Origin of the sequence: Pseudovibrio sp. W74, from assembly GCF_001623085.1 — a bacterium.
In the GTDB taxonomy this organism is placed as follows: domain Bacteria; phylum Pseudomonadota; class Alphaproteobacteria; order Rhizobiales; family Stappiaceae; genus Pseudovibrio.
On record NZ_LMCJ01000024.1, the window covers coordinates 30,565 to 53,343 of the forward strand.

Genomic DNA, 22,779 nt, shown 5'->3' on the forward strand with positions numbered 1-22,779 from the left:
TACGCTGTAGGGCAGGCTTTGCTATATGAGGCAGCGTTGACAGAGGCGTGTGTTTGCACCACATGTGTGAGGAATGTTCTCTCTGCATGTTGGCTAACTGGTTGGGCTTAATGACAAAGCACATTGTTTGGGACTGGAACGGTACCCTACTGGATGATTTCGAAATCACTGCGCAATATGGCATCGACTATTTTGCAAAGGCTGGATTGAGCGGTGTGACGTTTGAGGATGTTCGCCAGCATCATACCCGTCCTTTTGCGGATTACATCAAGTCGCTGATGGGGCGTGCTGCTACTGAAAGCGAGCTTGCCACCTTCTACAGTGATTTCAGCAAAGTCTACGAGCCTGCGATGTATGATTTGCCACTGGCACCTGATGCGTTTCATGCTCTGGAGACCATAAGCGGGGCTGGTAAGAGCCAGTCAATCTTGTCCATGGCTCCCCATGAGGAGTTGGTCTCACTTGTTCGGCACAATGGTATCTACGAGCATTTTACCCGCGTTGATGGCGCGCGGGATTTGAAGAAGCATTTCAAAATCGATGCACTCAAAGCGCATTTCGATGAGCTGGGTGTGGAACCTGCCAGCGTCTGCGTGATTGGTGACAGCATTGATGATTTTGATGCGGCCAACGGTCTTGGAGCTTCTGCCGTTTTGGTTTCAACCGGCATGTACTCCCACGACCGCCTCGTCACCACAGGCGCCCCAGTCGCCACCAGTCTTACCGGTGCTGTCGCTGAGGCGCTGAAGTAGCGGATTATGAGCGGTGGTTACAGGCCGTCGATGAGATCACGACCTGCGAGGATCTGGAGGGATGAGCCTTCCAGGTCGGTTCCGACTGCCTCCTGCTGGCCGCCCAGATGTTTGGCGAGAAACAGTTCTACCATGGCATGATAGGCCCGACGGTTGTGCATTTTCTGAATGCCGTGGCCTTCGTCCGGGAAAAGGCCGTAGGTGACTGGGATGCCGTGGTCTTGCATGGCGGAGACAATTTGCTCTGACTCTGGTGGCTTGACGCGTACGTCTTTGCCACCCTGAACGATCAGCAACGGTTTTTCGATCTTCCCGACATGGGTGAGAGGTGAGCGTTCCTTCAGGAAAGCGCGGCCTTCTTCAGTTGTGTAGTCGCCAAGACGTGTTCTGTAGAGGGACTTCCACGTTTTCCAGTATTCAGGGATGGTGTCCAGAAAACTGAGCAGGTTTGATATTCCAACCAGATCAATTGCACAGGCAAACTTCTTCGGGGTTTGAGTCAGGCCAGTGAGTGCTGCAAAACCGCCATAGCTACCACCCATGATGGCGATGCGGTTGGGATCGGCTGTTCCTTCTCCGATGGCCCAGTCAACAGCATCGAGTAGGTCGGTTTGCATCTTACCTCCCCACTCATTTTTTGAGGCATTTATGAATGACTTTCCAAAGCCGGTGGAGCCTCTGAAATTGACGGATAGAACGGCATAGCCTCGGTTTGACAACCATTGGTGTGTTGGGTGAATACCCCATGAATCTCTCATCCAAGGGCCTCCATGGACCAACAGTACCATGGGATGGGGCTCTTCTGCTTTGACTGAACGTGACAGGTAGCAGACAAGGTCTAGCCCATCTCTAGTTTTGACGATTGCGGGTGACATTCTGACCAGCGGTAAGTCTTGTAATTTGGGTTGAGTGACAAACAGGAAGGTGCTTTTTCCGGTTGATGTGTCATAGCAGTAGAACTCAACGGGCTGGTTGTCCTGCACATGAGCAATAATGAGTTTATCAGCATTTTCTGAAAGGCTGCTGATTTCTATGTCTCCAGCGAACAGCTCTTTGAAAGCAGAGAGAACGGATTCAAACTGTGGGTCTATTCCCTTCCAATTGGTACGGGTAAATGTAGCCTTAGCTGCTAAAGGGCGCTGTGTGTGCGGGGCGAGCAACAGATTGCTGATGTCTGCCTGCGAGTCTTGTGCCAGAACGGCAATGGCTCGTGTTTGTGTATTTTCTGCTAGTGCAGCGGCTTTGTCTCGCCCGCGGCTGTCGATCCAGAACAGGGTTTGTCCATCTTCGCTGAACTCAACGGGTCTGGTGGTCAAACTATCTTCAAAAGGAATGAGAGTGTAGCGCTGCCAGTCTTTGCCGTCCGGTCTATGAAGATATTCAACCTCACCGTTATCGGTGTAGCGGCGGGCGAGGCGAACGTTGAAGTTGCTGTCCGTGAAGAATCCTGCAAACCTATCGTTTTGCATAATGAGCTGGCTGGCTCCAGTGCAAAGAGAAACCCTGTAAAGGTCGAAATGCTTTTTTGTCCTTACATTATGAGCCACCAAAATTTCATTGGGGTGTTTTCTCGATATTTCCTGAAGGTAGGCTTTTGCTCCGACCTTTGGCGTCAAGTAAACGGGATCGCCACCATGAATAGAGACGCTCATGATACAGAAGTTCTCATCGCCTGACTGATCCCGAGAAAACAGAATGTGATGGCCATCAAACGCCCACTCGAGCGTGAGACCAAGATGGCGATCTGTGAAGCTTGTGAGAGGGCGGGCTGTCTGCGGGTCTTCGATGCAAGCGAGCCAGAGATTGTGTACGCCGTTGATGGGGGCATGAAATGCGATCCATTGACCACAGGGGCTGATTTTAACCAGGCGACGCTCAATGGGATCGAAGAATGTCTTGCGGGGGATGAGGCGAGTTCGTTCCTTAAGCTGCATGGTCAGAAGCCTTAAATTTATTACAGAAAAAAGCAGATCAGGCCTTGGAATAGGTGGCCTTGAAAAACGGTAGAAGAGAGCTAAGCGAAAGTATTGCAGGTGCTTCTGACCCTGTCCAATCTCTGAATGGTGCACAAACCACAACCGGATGTCGATTGCTGAAGGCTGCTTAAGGAAAGAGCATAAGCCATAGATATTTTTTGCTTAGGAGGCTGCGTTAGATCAATGCAGACTGCCATTTACGGACGCATTGTTGATAATAATTCCGAATTGCAGGTGGACGTTTCTCGATGAAAAGAATTCTCTCAACCCTTCTTGTGAGTGTATTGATGGCGGGTGGTGCTCTTGCTGGGGAGGGCAAGACGTATTCCGTTAATCAGGTGACTGATGCCAGTGCGAACACACCTTCTCATATGTTCCGCTTTGAGCCTGATCTGCTTGAGGTGCCGTTGGGCGCTACTGTGAAGTTTGATAATTTTGATGGAAACCACACGGTTATTTCGATCAAGAAGCTGACGCCGGATGGCGGGCCGAAATTCAAGTTCAGCAAGATGTCTCCTGATCGGAATGTTACCTTTGATACACCGGGAATTTATGGTGTGACCTGCGGTATTCATGGCCGTTTTGGAATGGCGATGATCATCAAGGTTGGTGAAGACAGTGCCGAGGACTTGGAGGGGGCTCGTTCTGTGGTGCCGGGTGGCCGGATGGGTACCAAGATCTCCCAGATTTTGGATCGGCTTGAAGGCAAGTGAGCGTGTAGAGCTTGTGCGGAAGTTAGATAGAATAAAGGCAGCCGGTTGGCTGCCTTTTGTGTTTTGTGCTGATGCTTTTTAAAGCTCTATTCGGCCTGTGCCATGCTTCTTCGGGATTTGAGGTAGTGAGGTCCGACTTCAACAAGCAGGATACCGCTGAAGATGAGGGCGCAGCCGACCAGTCCGATTGGTGCGATGCGTTCGCCCAGAATGACGGCTGCAGCCAGAGCGGCGAAGAGGGCTTCTGAAGACAGCATGATGGCTGCATCGGACGGTGTGGTCCATTGTTGGCCAAATGCCTGGAAGGTGAAGGCCACGCCTCCGGACAATGCGCCTGCGAAGAAGATCTCGAACCACGCATCCTGAAGGGCTTGCACGGAGTAGGTTTCGAAGAAGAGTGAGGCTACCACACACACCACACCGAGGAAGGCGAACTGGATGACGGCAATCGTGATCGGGCGGCCAGAGGAGGTTGCGAGGCGTCCAACGAAGATCACTTGCAAAGCCCAGAAAACTGCGCACAAGAGCATGAGCAAGTCGCCGCCGTTCAAAGCTGTCAAACCACCGCCGAGCAGGTAAATGCCGAGCAGGGTGAACAAGCTTGCAGGCCACACGAGGAAGTTTGGCCTTCCTTTAAAGAACAGAGTGACAAGGATTGGCGTCAGCACAACATAGATCGCGGTTAGAAAACCGGCGTTGGTGACGGATGTTATCACGATGCCATACTGTTGCAGGACAGTGCCCAGAGTGAAGGCAACACAAACCATCAACAGCGCAGGAAGGTGGGCCTTGCCAAGTTTTTTGGTGTTGTGAACGCGGCGTTCGCGTAGCGCGAACGGCAAGATCACCAAGGTGGCGAGGAGAAATCGCAGGCCAGAAAACTGCAGGGGTCCAAGACTTTCCATTGCAGTTGATTGCGCGACAAAGGCCATGCCCCAGATGAGGCCGGCCATGAGAAGAAGTATGTTTGCAGATGCCCTAGTCATCCCGCAGCTGTACTGCAAGCGAATAGGTGCTGCAAGCGGTCTGTCAGCGCTTCCGTTGAATTTCTCTCAAGGCGATTTTGAGCTTCTTGACGGTGTCAGAAACGTAGCGTTTGTTTTCACTCGTGCTGCGTGTGCTGGCATTTGTCTTTTAGGATTACGCTCTAAAAGACAAACAAGACCATGATCATTATGCCAACGAAAGCGGCGATGACTGTTGCCGCAACAGGCCATGGTGATTGGGCGTGGCTGACGTGCTCTTTACGATGGTAGTCAACTGGCGAGGTTCTCATTGTGCTCCCCTGCGGCCCTGGTCAGTTGTTTTCCTGAGTAGGGGCCAATAGACGCGGATTACATCGAATACAGAAAGTATATATTACTGGATTTTGGTGTGTTCGAGATACCACAGGTTGAGCTTAAGCAGATCGCTCAATTGCAAAACTGCTATTGCCCATATTTTCTTATAGATTCAGAGCTTCGAGACCAGCCTCGAGATAATCAGGCAAGAGGGGGAGGCCCAAAAGGTATGTTGAGACCGGAGACGTGGATCGTTCGCGTGCTTCAGAGAAGGCAATGTCCAGGTCGTTCTGGTCATAATCACCGCGACCAATCCATGCGATGGCGACCAGTTCTGTCGCTTCGTCGATGTTGAGGTCGTCGATGATCTCTCTCAGTTCAGACTCAGAAAAGTCGTCATGCTCTTCTTCTGCAAGTCCGTCATGGTGGTGAACGTTTTCCAGCTTTTCCGTATCGAAGGAGAGGTCACCTTCGTGCCCGTCCTCGTAAGTGTCTGGCAGGCTTACGGAAACAGCGCGCGCTTTTTGTACGATCAAGCGAACAGTTTCTGCAGATAGTGCTAGTTCTACGGCCATCGTTCGTCCCCGCTTATTGCTGTAACAGAACGTTACTCCTGTTCGGAATTATTCTGCAAGTGGAACTTATGGAACAGCTGCCTGCAGTCCAATCGCGCTGAGTGACAGTATGGCGCTGCTGAGAGTAATAGGCGATTTAAGCGGCAGAAAAGAAAAGGGAATTGGTTAAATGGAGGTTAGCGCGTGACCGCAACTTATCCTATGTAGTTCTACCGGGCGGAATACTGGATATCGTTATGGTTAAAAAAAACAGTATATACCGCAGGGGTAGGGGTTGTTTGTGCGCTGCACCTACGAGTAGCATTTGATGTAAGGGCGAAAATACAATCAAATCTCCCAGAGTTTCTAGGTGCTGGCGGACCTGAGTGCTTTGTGCTGGCAGGGGTGTTTCTTACCCTGTCGGCACATCCAAAAAAGAGCCCCTTTTTCCTGAAATACCTGCGCTTAGATTTTGAATGCGTAGATTTTTGAAAGCACGAAGTTGAAGGTCATGGACACCAGTGTGGCGAGGATAACGGCCAGATAGGTGGAGAAGCCGTCGGTCAGGGTGATCAGCGCGCCATAGGTGCTGTAGTTGATGACCGCCCCCACGCTGTTGACCAGAACGAATCTCACATACTCCCCAAACGGATTGCCTTCAGAGCGGAAGGTGAAGATGCGATTCCAGAACCAATTGTTGGTCATGGCAATCCAGATGGAAAGGATTCGCGCAATGAGGGGATCAAGGCCGACCACTTGCCAGAAAAAGGCGAGGGCTACCAGATCGACCACAAGACCGGAGCCGCCAACCATTCCGAAGCGAATGAACTGGTTTTCGAGTAGTTTTCGCAGCAGGCTTTTCACGGAATTCAGGCTCTCATTTCTGATGGGACCAGCTAAATCTTCAGGTCTTTGGCTTGAGAGGCTGCTTAGCTTTGTTCCTCCGGAAATACAAGAGACGCAGCGTCACAGAACCCCTGATTATATCTGGGGAGTAATATTTAAAAAAATCTGCAGTCTTTGGCGAAATTTGAGCAGAAAAACTGGCGTGTTTGCGCTTGCCAAGCTTTGGTCTGCGCCTTAGGGTCTGCCCGCACTTATTTTGCGAAGAACGTACCCGCTTCTATTGGAGGGCATTATGGGCTTTATCGCTGACTCGCTGTCTCGTGTGAAACCATCTGCAACGATTGCAGTGACCACGAAGGCACGCGAACTGAAAGCCGCAGGCCGCGACGTTATCGGCCTTGGTGCTGGTGAACCAGATTTTGATACGCCAGACAACATTAAAGCTGCTGCAATTACAGCTATTAATGAAGGCAAAACAAAATACACAGCGGTTGATGGCACTCCTGAGCTGAAACAGGCAATCAGCGCCAAGTTCCTGCGTGACAATGGCCTGAAGTATGAGCCAAACCAGATTACTGTCGGAACCGGCGGCAAGCAGGTGCTCTACAATGCATTGATCGCAACCATCAATCCAGGCGATGAAGTTCTCATCCCAACACCATACTGGGTGTCTTACCCTGACATGGTGCTGCTGGCTGGTGGTGAGCCTGTGGTTGTTGAAGCGGATCAGAAGACCTTCAAGATCACGCCTGAAGCGCTGGAAGCGGCGATTGCGCCTAAAACCAAGTGGTTGATCTTCAACTCACCATCCAATCCGTCTGGTGCTGGCTACACGCGCGATGAGCTGAAAGCTCTGACCGACGTTCTGCTGAAGCATCCGCATGTCTGGATCATGTCTGACGACATGTATGAGCACCTTGTCTATGATGACTTTGAGTTCACCACACCTGCGCAGATCGAGCCTCAGCTTTATGATCGCACTTTGACCGTGAATGGCGTTTCCAAAGCGTATTCCATGACCGGCTGGCGTATTGGTTATGCGGGTGGTCCTGCTGATCTGATCAAGGCGATGGCGAAGGTTCAGTCCCAGTCCACTTCCAACCCATGCTCCATTTCTCAGGCAGCTGCGGTTGAAGCGCTGAATGGGACGCAAGACTTCATTCCAGTCAACAACAAGGTTTTCCAGGATCGTCGTGATCTGGTTGTGTCTATGTTGAACCAGTCTTCTGGTCTTGAGTGTCCGGTTCCAGAGGGTGCGTTTTACGTGTTCCCATCTTGCGCTGGCACCATTGGCAAAACTGCGCCATCTGGCAAGGTGATCGAGACTGATCTGGACTTTGCAGGTGAGCTTCTGGAAACTGAAGGTGTTGCTGTTGTTCCGGGTTCCGCGTTCGGTCTGGGTCCAAACTTCCGCGTTTCCTACGCGACTTCCACTGAAGCTTTGACTGAGGCTTGTACTCGTATTCAGCGCTTCTGCGGAAATCTGAAGTAAGCTTATTTGGAAAGAGAACGCCGGAGACCTCTTTGGCGTTCAGCTTTCAATACAAAAAAGGCGCTGCATCACGCAGCGCCTTTTTTGTTTTAGGTGTTTCAGGGCACCAAAAAAACTTTGGTGTTTTGTTTGTGCGTATCCTTATCCGAAAACCGGAATCCACTTTTCGGGGATACGCTTTTGGATGCTTAGTCCGGGAGGAGAGCATCCAGAATGTAACTGTTGTTGACGAATGTGCCGCGGCTTTCCTCAACCAATGTCTGTGCATCGGCGAAGGAAAAACGGACGCCTGCCATGATAGAAGCGTTTTCGAGCTTCTCAGAGCGCAGGTCTGCGAACATTGTCATGCCGTTGGCGGTTTCAGTCCCTGGCTTGAACTCCATACCCATTGCGTAGATATGGCTGTCGCGCAGATAGCGGTAACCCGCGTAAAAGCGTGCATTTTCGCTGGCATAGTAAGATGCGGTTGCACCACCCATGACAGAGCCCGTATCGTCGATCATCTGAACGCCGATGAGGCCGTCAACAGACAGGTTTTCAAAGTGAACCTGTGCTTCTGCACCTACGTAGCCGAAGGAACCGGCTCCACCGTTGATTTGCGCTGCAGAGCCAACAACACCGAAGTAGTTGTAGTCCTGCGTGCGGAAGCCCATGCGGCCTGTGCCAGCATAAAAGCCATAATCCTTGGTCCCGCCTGCGGTCGCATCAAATTGTGATGCAAAGCCTGGACCCTGCCCGAAAGCAGCTGTTCCTGACAACAGGCCCAGCATCTTGCCTTCGAGAGCCCCGAAAGCAGTTGTAATGCGGGCATTGATGGGATTTGCCTGCGCGATCGCTGGAAGAGTTGCAATGGCTATTGCACCGGTTACGCCAAACAAAAGTGTCTTCAAATTTGAGCGCATTGCTGATTCTCCGTACTCAATTTCTGAGTGGAGACTCTCGTGTTTTATTTAAAACATTGTTCTAAAGTGTCCCAAAATGGGTCAAATCGTTAGGCTTAATATCTATGGTTAATAATTGGTATACAGCTTTATGAAACCTTCTGAGAATGTAGGGTTTATCGATAATTTTTCCGTAAGTCCTTCTGCATGCAGGACTTCTCTTAGATGACTTTGAGCGGCTTAAGGGATGCTTAGGGTTAACCCGGTGAGGTGACGGATAGGGCAGGTTGGTCTGTGATGCGTTTATGGTGAAAATCCTAATCACAATTTCTAACGCATATCACTAGGTAAAAATAACGCTGGAACTAAGCGGAGCATTCACTGTGATCGTAGCAAGGCTTTGACAGTCCGTACGCTTTGGTTTCCCATTGTGAAAAGGTCGTAGAGCCTGAGCACTGGAGAACAATAATGAAGAAATGCCTTGCTTTTGCTGCTGTTGCCGCTCTTGGTCTCAGCACTTCCGCCTATTCTGCAGACACGCCTGCACCTCCTCCTGCAGAACCCCAAAAGGATCGCCCTGGTGTTGAAGTTGGATCTTTGACCTGTGATCTGGTTGCCGGGACCAACTTCATTGTTGGCTCCTCTCATGAACTGTCCTGTGTTTTCAAATCGCCGAGCGGAAAGCGTATCGAAGGATATACCGGCACCATCAACAGCTATGGTATCGACATCGGACCCGTCACATCCGGAACGTTGGTTTGGGGTGTTGTTGCGCCGAAGGCTAACTTGAAGCCGGGTTCTCTTGCCGGGAATTACGGCGGTGTGTCTGCCGGTGTCACGCTGGGTGCTGGCGTGCAGGCGAATGTCCTGCTGGGTGGTCTGAATCGCTCTATCGCTTTGCAGCCTTTAAGCTTGCAAGGACAGACCGGAGCGAACATCACAGCTGGTGTCACAGGGCTGCGGCTGACCAAGCAGTGATCCTTTAATTCTTAGGGGGATTGTGAATCCTAACCCTTTGATCTTTATAAATAGCGCCGGTTCATATTGTGCGGCGGACTGTCACGCTTCAGTCCGCTGTTGTTTTGGCGCTTGCATATCACTGTGTTTCCGAGTGACGATACTTATCCAGAGTCTTATAATACTCTGGAAGGCGCGTGTGATTTTGCGCCGCCATGGCGCAAACGCCCGTGTCTGCTTCCCAAACCCAAACAGGGAGTATGGATCATGGGAGACAAGCATGTCGGAGTTGCCGGAGGCAGGGTTCGCAGCCCTCGTTCGGTTGCCATAATTGGACCTTTCGCAAGTGGCAAGACCACACTGCTGGAAGCTCTTCTCGCACGAACGGGGGCTATTGGGCGACAGGGAAGTGTTGACGCGAAAAGCTCGCTGGGTGACAGCAGTGACGAAGCGCGTGATCACAGCATGAGCGTTGAGGCGAACATTGCCACCTGCACCTATAAGGGCGATCACTTCACATTTATCGACTGCCCCGGATCCGTAGAATTTCTTCACGAAGGCAACAGTGTCTTAAACGGCGTAGATATTGCCGTTGTGGTTGCTGAGCCAGATGAAAAGAAGACAGCAGCTCTTCAACTCATTCTCAAATCACTCGAACAGCGGAACATCCCGCATGTTCTCTTCCTGAACAAAATAGACAAGGCAACAGGTAGTGTGCGCGCGATGCTTCAGGCATTGCAGCCAGCTTCGAGCCTTCCAATGGTGTTGCGCCAGATCCCGATCTGGGAGGACGGCACTGCGACAGGCTTTATTGATCTGGCGCTGGAGCGGGCCTTTGTCTACCAGGAAGGCAAGCCAAGTAAGACCATCGAGATTCCAGATGATGAGCGCGCCCGTGAGGTGGAAGCGCGCTATGCCATGATGGAAATGCTGGCAGATCACGATGACGTTCTCATGGAGCAACTTTTAGAAGACGAAGCTCCTGAGAGTGAGGTCATTTTTGATGATCTTGTGCAGGAAATGCAGCGCGGTGAAATCTGCCCTGTGTTCATTGGCAGCGCGATCAAAGGCAATGGCATCCGCCGCTTGCTGAAGGCTTTGCGCCATGATGCACCAGGTATCGTTGAAACCCGCAAGCGTCTGGGGCTCAAGGAAGATGATGCCATTCTTCAGGTGCTGAAAACCTACCACACTTCACATGGCGGCAAGCTCTCTGTTGCCCGTCTGTTTGGTGGGGCTGTGAAGGAAGGTGCGCTTCTTTACGACAGACATGGGGAAGAGTATCGGCCATCTGGTCTGTTCCAGATGCAGGGTTTGCAGCCAAAGAAGATTACAGAGGCTGTTGCTGGTGATCTGGTGGCTCTTGGCAAGCTGGATAACATTGAAACCGGCATGACCCTTGGTGTTGGTGCCAAGCCTTCGCAAAGTCTGTTTGTCGTTGATACTCCGGATGCAGTTCTTTCCAAGGGGATTACGGCGACAGAACGGAAGGATGAAGTCAGACTCTCTACTGCGCTTTCCAAGTTGGTGGATGAAGACCCATCCCTGAGCATTACCCAGGTCCAGAGCACGGGCGAGACCGTACTGGAGGGGCAGGGCGAAATGCATCTGCGTGTTGCTCTTGAAAAACTGACCGGGCGCTATGGGTTGTCTGTGAAGAGCTTTGAACCTCGTATTCCATATAAGGAAACCATTCGCGGTACGACTGAACTGCGCGGACGCCATAAAAAGCAAAGTGGTGGCCACGGTCAGTTTGGCGATGTGGTGCTGGCTATCCAGCCTATGCCACGTGGTGAAGGGCACAGCTTCAACGACACGATTACTGGTGGTGTGGTGCCTAAGCAGTACATTCCATCTGTCGGGGATGGCGTGAAAGAAGCTCTTGAAAAAGGGCCTCTAGGCTTCCCAGTCGTGGATGTGGCAGTGACGCTGAAGGATGGCTCCTATCACTCCGTTGACAGCTCCGATCAGGCTTTCCGCATGGCAGGCATTCTGGCCATGAAAGATGGCTTGAAGGAATGTAAGCCAGTTCTTCTTGAGCCCGTTGATAAGGTTGTTGTGGCCTGTCCGTCAGATACCACAGCTCGTATCAATGCGATTGTTTCCGGTCGCCGTGGACAAATCCTTGGGTTTGATGCCCGCGATAACTGGGATGGCTGGGATGAAGTGGAAGCCATGATCCCTGAGAGCGAACTCAGCGACCTTATTGTAGAGCTTCGCTCTGCAACAGCTGGTGTGGCGACGTTCTCTCGTAACTTTGACCACCTCGCCGAGCTTTCCGGCAAGGCTGCGGACAAAGTGATTGAGGGTGCAACAGCACCAGCCTGATACTCCAAAGCTTGCGCGCGTATTCTTGTCCGAAAACCGGAACCACTTTTCGGGAATACGCTCCAAAGTGAGACAGAAAAAGAACCCGGGGCAATGCTCCGGGTTTTTTGTGTTAGCTAAGGGCTACTGCATTCCTCCTCAGATCAAGGTTTGATCGGTGGCAGGGATGCTGTTTGGGCCATGAGGCGGGCGAGGATGGACCAGTCTTCGTCTGCATATCCAGCTGCGATTGCAGTGCGGAGTTGGTTGGCGACGACGTCTGCTGTGGGGAGCGGTACTTTGAGATCCTGAGCTGTTTGTTGCGCCAGGTTGACGTCCTTCAGGCCCAACGAGGTTTTGAAGCCGGGAGAGGGGTTTTGCTCGCGGGCGATGAGTGGAGCGTAGGCTTGATAGACGGGAGCGCTGAACAGTGTTTCTGTTATTAGTGTGAGGAAGGTCTCCGGATCTATGCCCGCCTTTCTTGTCAGGGTGAAGCTTTCGGCCAAAGCTTCCACCGCTGCCGCTATCATGAAATTCATGCCCAGTTTGGTGACTGCAGCTTGGCGCGGTGTTGGGCCCATCCAGAATTGCCGCATGGATATGGCTTCCAGAACAGAGCGGGCTTCATCCATTGTGCTGCGTTCGCCTGCTGCGACGGCGACCAGTTGCCCTTCCGCGGCTTTGTCTGGACGGCCAAGGACTGGCACACATAAGAATCTGACATTAGCGTGCTCGTGGGCGGCTGTGAGGCGGTCTACCATTGGTGGGCTGATGGTGCTGTGGGAGATGGAGATGCTGTTTTCTCTCAGTGGCAGTGCCAGAGTGTCTCCGGCGAGATAGACGGCCTCAACAGCTGCATCATTTGACAGCATTGAGCAAACGATATTGCAGTCTGCAAAGTCTTGCAGAGATGTGGCTTGTTGTGCTCCCTCCGCGACTAGATCAGCGGCTTTTTCCGGAGAGCGGTTGTAAACTTTCAGAGCATGATTTTTGTTGATGCGCTGGGCCATTCCAAGGCCCATGGCGCCCAGGCCGATAAATCCGATTGTCATGGTGCCGTTCCTTTGCCCTGTCTGACATACGCTGCGCGTTTCAGAATAAGCTGGAGGCGTATTTGAAAGGGTGTCTTGAACCTGCTGAATTTAAAGAAATCTAATCTGATTGGATGTTGATGGCGGCTTTGAACCGAATGGTCTGACAGTTCGTCCTGTGCCCGCCTTCCGTGATCACGAAAAGGATCACGGGGGGTTTACTTGAAGTTTAAGGGGTTTCGCCGCTAAGTCATAGGCCAATATTGGTAGACATTACCGTAACCCTTACCTGCTTGGAGATGGCAGCATGAACATTATTCATAGGCCTGAATGGATTATTCCGGAAAGAGAAGCGACACCTGAGGATGTGTTCTTCAACCGGCGCAGGTTTATGAAGGGCTTGGGCGCTGTTGGCCTTGGTCTGGCTGCTGGTGGTACTGGTCTGGTGAGCAGTGTGTTTGCACAGGATGGCAAAGACCCGACCCTTGATCTCTACCCAGCTGAGCGGAACCCTGATTTCACCCTGAAGCGGGCAATTACGCCTGAGAGTGTGACATCCGTTTACAACAACTTCTACGAGTTTGGCTCACACAAGCGCATTTCCGGTGCTGCGCAGGCGTTGAAGACACGTCCGTGGGCGATCACCATTGATGGTATGGTTGATAACCCGCAGACCATCGATTTTGATGATCTGGTGCGCAAGATGCCTTTGCAGGAACGCCTTTATCGTCACCGCTGTGTTGAAGCGTGGGCGATGGCTGTGCCGTGGACTGGCTTCCAGCTATCCGAGCTGGTGAAGTACGCTGGTCCGCAGAATGGTGCCAAGTATATCCGCTTTGAGACCTTTGAAGATTCCGACGTGGCCAGCGGCCAGCGTCAGTTCTGGTATCCGTGGCCTTACGTTGAAGGCTTGACCATGGATGAGGCCATGAACGACCTGGCGTTTGTAGCGACGGGTATCTATGGCAAGCCGTTGCAGAAGCAGTATGGCGCGCCGATCCGCTTGGTGATGCCATGGAAGTACGGCTTCAAGTCCATCAAATCCATTGTGAAGATCACCTTTACTGATCAACGTCCGGTCAGCTTCTGGGAGAAGATTGGCCCGAGCGAGTACGGTTTCTGGGCGAATGTGAACCCTGAAGTGCCGCATGCTCGCTGGTCGCAGGCTTCTGAGCGTTTGCTGGGTACGGATGAGCGCGTGCCAACACAGCTTTACAATGGCTATGCGGAGCAGGTGGCGCACCTTTATAAGGATCTGGAAGGGCAGAACCTTTATCGGTAAACGCTTGCTGATAAGCTTTTAAAAGGCCTGAGTGGTTTGGTTGCGAATGAGCGACAAAGCCACTCGGGCTTTTTTGTGCGCGTTGTGATGTGGTGTTGGGTTTGGCGAATTAGCCTATTCACTCAATGGGTTTTTAGAGCTGTAGGATTAGGCAGGATTGAACTGGAAGGATAACCTGCCGGTTGTTGTGGATAACTGAAAAGCGGCTTGTCCTCGTTAAAAGAGGAATCAAAGTGTGCCGCTGTTATTCTGCCGGAATGTGCAAAGTGATTTGACTGCCGAGCCGTTCCGCTCTGTCAGCTTCGCTTATGGCGTGGGAGATTTCGCCATAGATTGCGAAAAGTGCGCAGGCAACCAGAGTGTAAAATGCTTTTCTCAGGTCATTCACATCCATTACCTCGGATATTTGCCAATAGGTATGATTCGATAAGTAAAGGATGCAAACTGATTTGTAATTTCGCTGATTAGAGGTGGTGAAATTTGACTGTTTGAAGATTTACCTAGGAAAAATATAGTTAATTTGAGTAGGGATTGCAGAAACTACTAGTTTATGTGAGTTGGGAATACCTTGAATCTGATGGGTTTTCCCAAGGTGGTGCTGCGCAATAGCCTGATGAATCCGCATGTCTCTGCGTGTATCCGGGATAGTTGATTTTTTAGTGTGCCCAAGAAGTAAGCGACCCTAGGTCTGTTTTTAGGCAGGGCGATTTTGAGCATGTCATGCGTGTTTGTCAGCGGCTGTAACTGCTCAGCAAAAGACCTTTCAAAACAGCTTTATAGCGCGTCAGATGAGCTGCTGGCCTTGTGTGCTGCGAGGTGCTTGGAGAGGTTTGCTGACTAAAAGACTTAGGGAGACCCTTGGTCATCTTTGGCATTTGGCAAAAAAAAACCGGACCATGCGGTCCGGTTTCGAAGTGATGAATGATAAAGCACCTAATGGGTGCAATCACCTTCCAGAGGGGAACAGTTGATCGGATGTTGATGTCACTGGGAGGAGAGGTGTGACAACAACTGATCAACAGCAGGTGTATATATGCAGTGCAGCGCCGAAACAGCAATCCTTAATTTTTGCATTGCAGCTATGCATTTTTAAGGGGGCTTAAAGCTCTCGGAACTTCATTGCAGGATTTGACAACTATCAGAAAGCTAACTCTGCGTAAGATGTTGTCATTTCGGGATGAGAGGGCGTGAAAAGGGCCTCGCAGACGGTCTGAGAGGCCTCAAAAGAGATCTGGAATATTATTTATTTTGCAGTGCAAAACTTGGGGTTGAAACTCCTGAGCTGGCTCATCAAGCCAACTTAGCTCTTTTGCAGAGTTCTAGCCTAGTGTGTCCAACGTTCTGCATAGGAGACGAGGAAGTCTCTGAATGCAGTTACACGAGCGGTGTTTTTCAGCTCAGATGGATACACGAAGTAGGTATCAAAGCTTGGCAGCTCTTCCTGTGTGACAGACATAACGCGTTTGATGCCTGCGCCCGGCTCAACCATGTAGTCCGGCAGAATAGCGATGCCGACGCCGGTCTGTACGGCTTTTTTGATGCCAGACAGGTTGTTCACGCGCAAGGAGACATCGCGGCGCTCGCCGTTTGGCAAACCGGCTGTTGCAAGCCAGTTCATCGCGCGCAGGTAGGAGGCCATGTTGTCACCGATGGTGATCAGACGGTGGTGGTCCAGATCATCGATGGTGCTTGGGCTGCCAAAGCGCTCAATATAGGTCGGTGAGGCGTAGACGTGGAAGTGCACCGTAAACAGCTTGCGCTGGATGAGGTCCGGCTGTGTTGGCTGGCGCAGGCGGATGGCGACATCGGCTTCACGCATGCCCAGATCCAGCTCATCATCCATGCAGATGAGTTCCAGACGCATGTCCGGGTAAAGGTCCACGAACTCGTTGACACGGGCGGTGAGCCAAGTTGAGCCAAGACCCACTGTGGTGGTGACACGGAGCGTGCCGCTTGGCTTTTCCTTGGTGTCTGTCAGGCGGGACTGAACGGTTTCCAGTTTCAGCAGAACTTCGCGGGCGGTTCTGTAAAGAAGCTCGCCTTGTTCTGTTGGAATCAGCCCACGCGCATGACGGTGGAAGAGGGGGACACCCAGCTCTGCCTCAAGTGCACTGACCTGACGGCTGACAGCCGACTGGCTCATGTTGAGAGCTTCGCCTGCGTGGGTAAAGCTTCCTGCCTGTGCTGCTGCGTGGAAAATTCGCAGCTTGTCCCAATCCAAAGAACGGCCTGGCATTTGCTTTCCCCCCATCTTCCCGGTTTCTTATTCTGCTGCTTCGGTTTCAGATTCCAAAGCTGCCAGGTAGCGTTCTGCTTCCAGTGCAGCCATGCAGCCCATTCCTGCAGCGGTCACAGCCTGACGGTACTGTTCATCAGTCACGTCGCCAGCTGCGTACACACCCGGAATGGATGTCTGAGTTGAATCAGCTTCGGTCCAAATGTAACCGGATTCCTTCATCTTTACCTGATCTTTGACAAGGTCAACCGCCGGAGCGTGTCCAATAGCGATGAATACGCCGTGTGTGGACATTTCTGTGGTTTCACCGGTCTTACGGTTTTTCAGGCGGATGCCAGTCACAACAGCTGGGTTTTCGGTGCCGAGGATTTCATCCACTTCACTGTCCCAGACCACGTTGATCTTTTCGTTTTTGAAGAGGCGTTCCTGAAGGATCTTTTCGGAGCGCAGGGCATCACGACGATGAACCAGCGTGACTTTTTCTGCCAGGTTCGCGAGATAGAGGGCTTCTTCAACAGCCGTGTTGCCGCCGCCAACCACAACAACTTCCTTACCACGGTAGAAGAAACCGTCACAGGTTGCACATGCGGACACGCCGCCAGCTTGATACTTTTCCTCTGAAGGCAGACCGAGCCATTTTGCCTGTGCACCGGTTGCGATGACGAGGGCATCTGCGGTGTAGAGGGTGCCGCTGTCGCCTTTCAGCTCAAACGGGCGCTTGGAGAGGTCAGCTTCCAGAATGGTGTCGTAATCGATCTTGGTGCCGACGTTTTCTGCCTGCTTGCGCATTTCTTCAACCAGCCAAGGGCCCTGAATTGGATCTGCAAAGCCTGGATAGTTTTCAACGTCTGTGGTGATGGTCAACTGACCGCCAGTCTGCACACCTGTGACCAGAAGCGGTTCCAGCATGGCGCGTGCGCCGTAGATTGCGGCGGTGTAGCCTGCAGGACCGGAGCCTACGATCAGGAGTTTGGTGTGCTTAACAGTCATTTCCTCAGAACCTCAAATTTCGTGCGCGCTTGGATAGTACCAGTGCCGTGTTAGGGAGGGGTTCTATCCGCTCGTTTGCTTTTGTTCAATCGCTTTGGATATGGCATCCGCAATATCCGGTGTTGCGTCTATCGGTTCATAAGTAGGTGCTAATATGTCTCCGGGGAAGGGATGAAGTACTCCCAAATCCTCCATTCTTGATAAAAACCTGTCAAACTTCTTGTGAGCACCTGTCGGGCGGAAGCCGTAAATAGGCTTTCCGGTGGCTGTGGCCTCTCCTACCATGTTGGTGGAGTCTGTTGTAACCACTGTGATTTCTGCGTTGGCCAGATACTGGATGATGGGGTTTTCACCTTCGCCATTCCAGAAGAGATGACCCTCTGATCTGCCCAGATCATGGAGCTGCGTTGCCAGCTCTCTGGGAGTGCGGCGGGAGCAGGTGATCATGAGAGAATATGTTTGTGACAGGTTTTTAAGTGCGGCGAGAAGCGTGTTGATATTGTCGGGAGTAAAGGTGTGATGCTGGGAATTACCGCCAATTAGGACAGCTGCTTTTGGCTTTGATAGCGCTGCGATTGCCTCAAGCGGGTTGTCGCGTGCGTCCTGCAGTTTTTGTGCCGAAAAACGGTGAGGTGACGTAAGTGTTGTTACTATGTTTTTCCCAGAAATTCCGTCATGTTCCGGGGCCCAGACAAAATCAGCAAATTTGCTGTTGATCTTTGGGTCCTTGAGGAAAACAGTAAAGGTCTGGCCCTTGGAAAGCCGCTTTAGTGCGCGTAAGTAGGGCACCGCTCTGCGCCCGGATGCGATCGCGATCGCGGGATAAGGGGGTGCAAGCGGGCTTTCTGGCTTGTGTGGTGCATCTTTGGGATCGATTGGTCCCCAAGGCATTGCGTAGGTAAAAAGCTTGCGGGGGGCAACTAATCGAATTTCGTAGGGCAGTCCCAACGCGTCGGCTATACCGATGCATTGTGCTACATCTCCGATCTTGCCATCTGTTAAAACCCACAGGTTTTGCGACATATTGTTCCCCCAGCTTTCGGGAAGTGTCTGCAAAATGCTATTTGTTGATATAGTCTGTCGCAAATAAGCAATAAACTAGCATTTCGCCTAACTTCGTGTTTTAGGCAGTGTTGTAAAACAGGTTAACTGTTAATCCAATAGGACAAGCAAAGGAGACGAGCTTGAAAGCGCGTCTGGATTCGATCGACTGGCAAATTTTGAAGGAGCTGCAGGGAGACGGCCGCATTACCAATGTGGAGCTGGCTCGTCGTGTAGGAATTTCTGCGCCCCCATGTTTGCGCAGGGTTCGAGCCCTGGAAGAAGCAGGACTCATTCGCGGCTACCGCACGCTACTTGATGAGAAACAACTGGGATATGAAGTCACCGCCTTTGTCATGGTTGGATTGCATAACCAAACAGAGAATGACCTCGTCTCATTTGAAGCGCAAGTCAAGGAATGGCCGTTGGTTCGGGAGAGCTACATGGTGTCAGGTGAAGTTGACTTCATCATGCGCTGTACGGCTAAAGATCTGGAAACCTTCCAGACCTTCATTATTCGCGATGTGACCTCCACAAAGAATGTGGATCACGTTCGCACTGCACTGACCATCCGCCGTATCAAGGATGAGCCGAACGTGCCGATTGATAAGCCTGAGTATTTCTAGGCTTTCGATCTGGGAGAATTTGCAAACGGCCTTCGCGTAGGAAGGCCGTTTTTTTATGTGCAGTATTGCGTGCTGGTAACTGGCTTATGTCCACTTACCAACGGTGATTGTGACTGCGCCTGACTTTATGTTCTCGTTTGTTTTGGAGGGGACTTCGGGGCCGTCATAGGGGCCAACCGGGTTTTCATCCATGCTGAAACCGTAGGCAGCCTGATTGAGCATGAGGGATGGTTTGCCGGAAAGGCGTGAGTCGTTTCCATCACTGTCGCTGTAATGCAGGAACTTTGAGTAATAGTGGCATGTATTTCCTGCCTCGTACCACTTGCTCCAATCGTTCCATTTTGAGGTGCTAAAGGCTGTCTGTGCGCTTTTTGCCGTTTCGGTGGTCAATACGCCGTCCAGTGCTACACCGCGGCACAGTGCTTCCCAGATGCAGTCCTGAAGCAGGCCTGCATCGCCTGCAGCCCCTGCTGGGGTTAAGCCGACACCAAAGGACTGCTGGAAGACGTACTGGCTGCTTTTCAGACCGGTTTCCGGCTTGTAGAAGTGGAAGGTGCCAGCTGGGCCTGTCAGCGTATATGCTTGGGTATGCCTGCTGGAGCCTAAGCCTGAGCGTGTCTGTGTGGTGCAACTTCCTTCGTACAAACGAGGGGCTGCTTTTGAGCCAAGATTGATACTCAAGACGTTTCCCGGTGAGAAGAAGCGGTCGAGAGTTTCATCCCAATAGGTTGCCAGGGGATCATCCGTTGTTTTTTGATAATTGCCGGATTTTGAAGCGAGCCAGTCGTTTGGGTCACAGATGGCGAAGAACTGATTGTCTACCAGTGGTGGCTGGAACCCGCCTTTTGTGAGCGGCGTGGAATACAGCAGAGGAAGGAAGTGGGCAGCTGCCGGGCTCGTCTTTGCTTGGTTCTTCATGAACTTCATGAAGGCCTCGGCAATCTGAGCCCGTGACACATCTTTGCGCATGCCATATTGTGGGCCGTCCGGGCCTTCGACATCGAAGCGAAGGTTGAGGCCAAAGCCGCTCACTGCGGAGAGGTTTAGCTGGGCATCCAGACCAAACTCAAAGACGTCAAACGGACCGGGTGCTTCTATGCCGGGCATGTTGGCGTAAGGGTACTGTGTGTACTGGATTGGATTATTGCTTGTGACCGTAAGGTCCTGCGGCTTGTCTTTGGAGACAACAAACAGGAGGCGGTCATCGCCGTTGGTTTTGTCTTCTAACACTACATTGCTCACATCAGAGAGCTTTTGAAATGGAACGCTGGTTGGCGGCTCCGTCTTGCTAGGCCTTGTGAATTTGTTTCCTTTCAAGACCTTGAAGTGTTCCTGTGATCCTCCGTTGATCCAGCCTGCGACCCAAACCTGTGCTGTGGTGCCGGGAAGACCGCTTTCATCAACGAGTTTGAACTTGATGGACATTGCGTTCCCTTTTTTGTTTTTCTTCTTGGTGTCAGAGGGGACGTGTGCCAGTTGACTTTGTGAGCGGTGGTTCTGGGCTGCAAATACAAAAACGGCCTTCACAAGGAAGGCCGTTCTGGAATGTTTGAGTTGTTGTCGCAACAATCAAAGGCAGCGGATGCTTGAGAAGAACTGAGAGATTTCTTCTGATATCGCTTCGCTTTGATGGCTGAGTTCTGTTGCGGCGGATGTTGCTGTGGATACGGCGCGTTTGGATTCCTCAGCAGTTGCAAGGATATTGCTTAGTTCGCTTGTCACGCCCTTAGCGTTCTGGGAAGCTGACTGGATGCTCGAAGAGATTTCATTGGTTGCGATGGCCTGTTGATCCACCGCATCAGCGATTGCCGTTGCTGTGGAACTCACTTCCTCAATCTTCTGAGAGATTGCAGAAATTTCTTCTACGCAACGCTTGGTCTCGCTCTGAATAGCACTGATTTTGGAGGCGATCTCGTCGGTTGCCTGACCTGTCTGGCTTGCAAGGTCTTTCACTTCGCTTGCCACAACGGCAAAGCCGCGGCCTGCATCACCGGCACGGGCTGCCTCAATGGTTGCGTTGAGGGCCAGAAGGTTGGTCTGTTCCGCGATTGCGCTGATGAGTTCAGTTACCGCGCCAATCTCATTGGTTGCTGTTTGCAAGCCGAGGACGGTTTCATTGGTGCGTTCCGCATCTTTGGAAACGGTCTGTACTGTTTCTGCAGAGCGGGTGACTTGAGAACCGATTTCGGCGACGTTTGCAGACATTTCTTCAACTGCCGCCGCGCCGGAGTGGACATCAGAGGCTGTGTAGTCAGCAGACTGGTTCGCAGCTTCTGCAGCCATTTTGCTTTGCTCAGATGTTTCGCGAAGGGTGAGTGCAGAGTTTTCGACGCGATTGCCAGCCTTCGCTGTCTGCTCTATCCGCTTGGTGATTGTCCGCTCAAAAGCATTGATGGCATCTTCAAGCTGATGAGTGCGCTCATCACGCTCTTCTGTGTAGTGACGATGGTAGGCGGAGACCGCTTGGCCCATGTCGAACATAACTGCTTTTTGAAGAGCGATCAGGCTGCGCGACAAGCGTCCCGGCGAAAAGCGCATCTTGCTGGAGAGCACTTTGGTCAGCTCTTCGAGAATAAACGTATAACCACCAATATACCAATCCGGCTCAAGGTCGGTGTACACGTGGGCGCGGCCAATCTTGTCAACGCGCTCCATATAGGTGGAATCAAAACCGCCAGTGAACAGAATCTTCCAATGGCTTGCTTGAGCTGATTTCAAGCCATCAACCTTGCCGGATACCTTTTTCTTCAGTTCCGGATCACGCTGAACGTGGTTGTAAAAATCGCTCAAAATCTGTGTTAAGTGGCCCTCAACACTGGGCCAGAGATCTGAAAGTGTTTGTATGGTCTGACTATCGATTTTGAAAAAACCGAGCTGGCTTTTCAGACCTGAAAATGAATTGGTGGTCATGGCAGCAAATTTCCCGTCAATTTGTCGAGTTCATTTGCATTTACAAGGGTTAACAGTAAGTAGATTTATCCATGCAAAATAACGAATATATACCTATAATTGTGTTGGTAAGCGCGGATTGTGATGAGATATGAGCTTTTTAGGCAGTGATCCGTGCCAGATTGTCGCAGCGTTTGGCTGCTTTTTCAGATTTTTGAAGTAAATCCGTTAACTTATCGAGGAACCTAATATTTGTTCTGTAATTAGTGGATAACTCGTGTGGATTGCATAAAAAATGCCGCTCAGAGCGGCACTTTCATTTCTTGAAATCATAAGGCTCTGAAATTCAGCAAGGACTATCTCAGTTCATGAGAAGTCCTGAAATGCTGAATTCAGCTCTACAATTTACTTAACCGAATTGGACTTCAGTAATCTCGTAACCGCGTGCACCACCTGGAGCAGTCACTTCGACGCTGTCACCAACAGACTTGCCGATGAGTGCGCGTGCAATTGGGGAGGAGATAGAAATGCGTCCACGTTTTACGTCAGCTTCAACATCACCAACGATCATGTACTTCTTTTCTTCCTCGGTATCTTCGTCAATGAGAGATACGGTTGCACCGAATTTGACAGTATCGCCACTGAGTTTGGTCAGATCGATGATTTCTGCAAGTCCCAGAAGGGCTTCCAGTTCGTTGATCCGGCCTTCGTTCAGGCTCTGCTGTTCCTTCGCTGCGTGGTATTCCGCATTTTCTGAAAGATCACCGTGAGCACGTGCTTCGGAAATGGCTGCGATAATGCGCGGGCGTTCTCCGGTCGTGCGATGCTTAAGCTCTTCTGTGAGCATCACATAACCTTCCGGCGTCATAGGTACCTTTTCCATGGCTCGTACACCTTTCTTACGTTGTGGTGGTGTGGCCCATCAC

20 protein-coding genes are annotated in these 22,779 nt (G+C 51.4%); 7 read left to right on the plus strand and 13 right to left on the minus strand.

All coding sequences use genetic code 11. The features are described from left to right. The first annotated feature begins 110 nt into the window (after positions 1-110). Positions 111-752, plus strand: coding sequence for an HAD family hydrolase (locus PsW74_RS17810; RefSeq protein WP_063290154.1), 642 nt, complete (start codon positions 111-113; stop codon positions 750-752). Positions 753-769: 17 nt separating this feature from the next. Here PsW74_RS17810 and PsW74_RS17815 read toward each other — a convergent pair whose 3' ends face one another. Beyond that, positions 770-2,686, minus strand: coding sequence for a S9 family peptidase (locus tag PsW74_RS17815; RefSeq protein WP_082830608.1), 1,917 nt, complete (start codon positions 2,684-2,686; stop codon positions 770-772). A gap of 290 nt (positions 2,687-2,976) precedes the next feature. Here PsW74_RS17815 and PsW74_RS17820 point away from each other — a divergent pair, with 290 nt between their 5' ends. Continuing rightward, positions 2,977-3,441: a plastocyanin/azurin family copper-binding protein gene (locus tag PsW74_RS17820; protein WP_208988053.1), complete on the plus strand. Its 465-nt coding sequence runs from the start codon at positions 2,977-2,979 to the stop codon at positions 3,439-3,441. A gap of 86 nt (positions 3,442-3,527) precedes the next feature. Here PsW74_RS17820 and PsW74_RS17825 read toward each other — a convergent pair whose 3' ends face one another. The 4 genes from PsW74_RS17825 to PsW74_RS17840 all read right to left on the minus strand — a co-directional run bounded on the left by PsW74_RS17825 (position 3,528) and on the right by PsW74_RS17840 (position 6,139). Further along, complete coding sequence (locus PsW74_RS17825; protein ID WP_082830609.1) at positions 3,528-4,427, minus strand: DMT family transporter; 900 nt, start codon at positions 4,425-4,427, stop codon at positions 3,528-3,530. 161 nt (positions 4,428-4,588) lie between these two features. Next, on the minus strand, positions 4,589-4,717 hold the full coding sequence (locus PsW74_RS30150) for a hypothetical protein (RefSeq protein ID WP_256387170.1): 129 nt from the start codon (positions 4,715-4,717) through the stop codon (positions 4,589-4,591). A 168-nt stretch (positions 4,718-4,885) separates the two neighbouring features. Next, positions 4,886-5,296 (minus strand): DUF3775 domain-containing protein, encoded by a 411-nt coding sequence (locus PsW74_RS17835; protein WP_063290005.1) that lies wholly within the window; start codon positions 5,294-5,296, stop codon positions 4,886-4,888. Between the two features lie 444 nt (positions 5,297-5,740). Next, positions 5,741-6,139, minus strand: coding sequence for a GtrA family protein (locus PsW74_RS17840; RefSeq protein WP_153041759.1), 399 nt, complete (start codon positions 6,137-6,139; stop codon positions 5,741-5,743). Between the two features lie 274 nt (positions 6,140-6,413). On the opposite strand from PsW74_RS17840, the gene PsW74_RS17845 reads away from it, so the two are divergent. Continuing rightward, on the plus strand, positions 6,414-7,613 hold the full coding sequence (locus PsW74_RS17845; RefSeq protein WP_063290004.1) for a pyridoxal phosphate-dependent aminotransferase: 1,200 nt from the start codon (positions 6,414-6,416) through the stop codon (positions 7,611-7,613). Between the two features lie 188 nt (positions 7,614-7,801). On the opposite strand, the gene PsW74_RS17850 is transcribed toward PsW74_RS17845, so the two are convergent. Then, positions 7,802-8,515, minus strand: a complete 714-nt coding sequence (locus PsW74_RS17850) for a hypothetical protein (protein WP_057461134.1) — start codon at positions 8,513-8,515, stop codon at positions 7,802-7,804. Between the two features lie 447 nt (positions 8,516-8,962). Between PsW74_RS17850 and PsW74_RS17855 the strand changes: the two genes are divergently transcribed. Then, positions 8,963-9,472, plus strand: a complete 510-nt coding sequence (locus tag PsW74_RS17855; RefSeq protein ID WP_057461132.1) for a DUF992 domain-containing protein — start codon at positions 8,963-8,965, stop codon at positions 9,470-9,472. A gap of 246 nt (positions 9,473-9,718) precedes the next feature. Then, complete coding sequence (locus PsW74_RS17860; protein ID WP_063290003.1) at positions 9,719-11,779, plus strand: elongation factor G; 2,061 nt, start codon at positions 9,719-9,721, stop codon at positions 11,777-11,779. Positions 11,780-11,922: 143 nt separating this feature from the next. On the opposite strand, the gene PsW74_RS17865 is transcribed toward PsW74_RS17860, so the two are convergent. Continuing rightward, positions 11,923-12,810, minus strand: a complete 888-nt coding sequence (locus tag PsW74_RS17865; RefSeq protein WP_063290002.1) for an NAD(P)-dependent oxidoreductase — start codon at positions 12,808-12,810, stop codon at positions 11,923-11,925. 286 nt (positions 12,811-13,096) lie between these two features. On the opposite strand from PsW74_RS17865, the gene msrP reads away from it, so the two are divergent. After that, on the plus strand, positions 13,097-14,071 hold the full coding sequence (msrP, locus tag PsW74_RS17870; protein ID WP_057461130.1) for a protein-methionine-sulfoxide reductase catalytic subunit MsrP: 975 nt from the start codon (positions 13,097-13,099) through the stop codon (positions 14,069-14,071). A gap of 1,324 nt (positions 14,072-15,395) precedes the next feature. Here the strand turns inward: msrP and PsW74_RS17875 are convergent. From PsW74_RS17875 to PsW74_RS17885, 3 genes are all read right to left on the minus strand, one after another. Beyond that, a complete protein-coding gene (locus tag PsW74_RS17875) occupies positions 15,396-16,307 on the minus strand; it encodes a LysR family transcriptional regulator (RefSeq protein WP_057461129.1) in 912 nt (303 codons plus the stop codon). Between the two features lie 27 nt (positions 16,308-16,334). After that, positions 16,335-17,297, minus strand: coding sequence for a thioredoxin-disulfide reductase (gene trxB / locus PsW74_RS17880; RefSeq protein ID WP_063290001.1), 963 nt, complete (start codon positions 17,295-17,297; stop codon positions 16,335-16,337). Positions 17,298-17,360: 63 nt separating this feature from the next. Then, on the minus strand, positions 17,361-18,320 hold the full coding sequence (locus PsW74_RS17885) for a mitochondrial fission ELM1 family protein (RefSeq protein ID WP_063290000.1): 960 nt from the start codon (positions 18,318-18,320) through the stop codon (positions 17,361-17,363). A 161-nt stretch (positions 18,321-18,481) separates the two neighbouring features. Between PsW74_RS17885 and PsW74_RS17890 the strand changes: the two genes are divergently transcribed. Next, positions 18,482-18,964: an Lrp/AsnC family transcriptional regulator gene (locus PsW74_RS17890; protein ID WP_063289999.1), complete on the plus strand. Its 483-nt coding sequence runs from the start codon at positions 18,482-18,484 to the stop codon at positions 18,962-18,964. A gap of 84 nt (positions 18,965-19,048) precedes the next feature. Here the strand turns inward: PsW74_RS17890 and PsW74_RS17895 are convergent, their stop codons facing one another. The 3 genes from PsW74_RS17895 to greA all read right to left on the minus strand — a co-directional run bounded on the left by PsW74_RS17895 (position 19,049) and on the right by greA (position 22,736). After that, on the minus strand, positions 19,049-20,389 hold the full coding sequence (locus PsW74_RS17895) for a hypothetical protein (protein WP_153041758.1): 1,341 nt from the start codon (positions 20,387-20,389) through the stop codon (positions 19,049-19,051). Positions 20,390-20,533: 144 nt separating this feature from the next. Then, the gene (locus PsW74_RS17900; protein WP_063289997.1) at positions 20,534-21,874 is read right to left on the minus strand and encodes a globin-coupled sensor protein; all 1,341 of its coding nucleotides are present in this window, start codon (positions 21,872-21,874) and stop codon (positions 20,534-20,536) included. 388 nt (positions 21,875-22,262) lie between these two features. Continuing rightward, positions 22,263-22,736, minus strand: a complete 474-nt coding sequence (gene greA / locus PsW74_RS17905; protein ID WP_057461124.1) for a transcription elongation factor GreA — start codon at positions 22,734-22,736, stop codon at positions 22,263-22,265. Positions 22,737-22,779 lie beyond the last annotated feature (43 nt).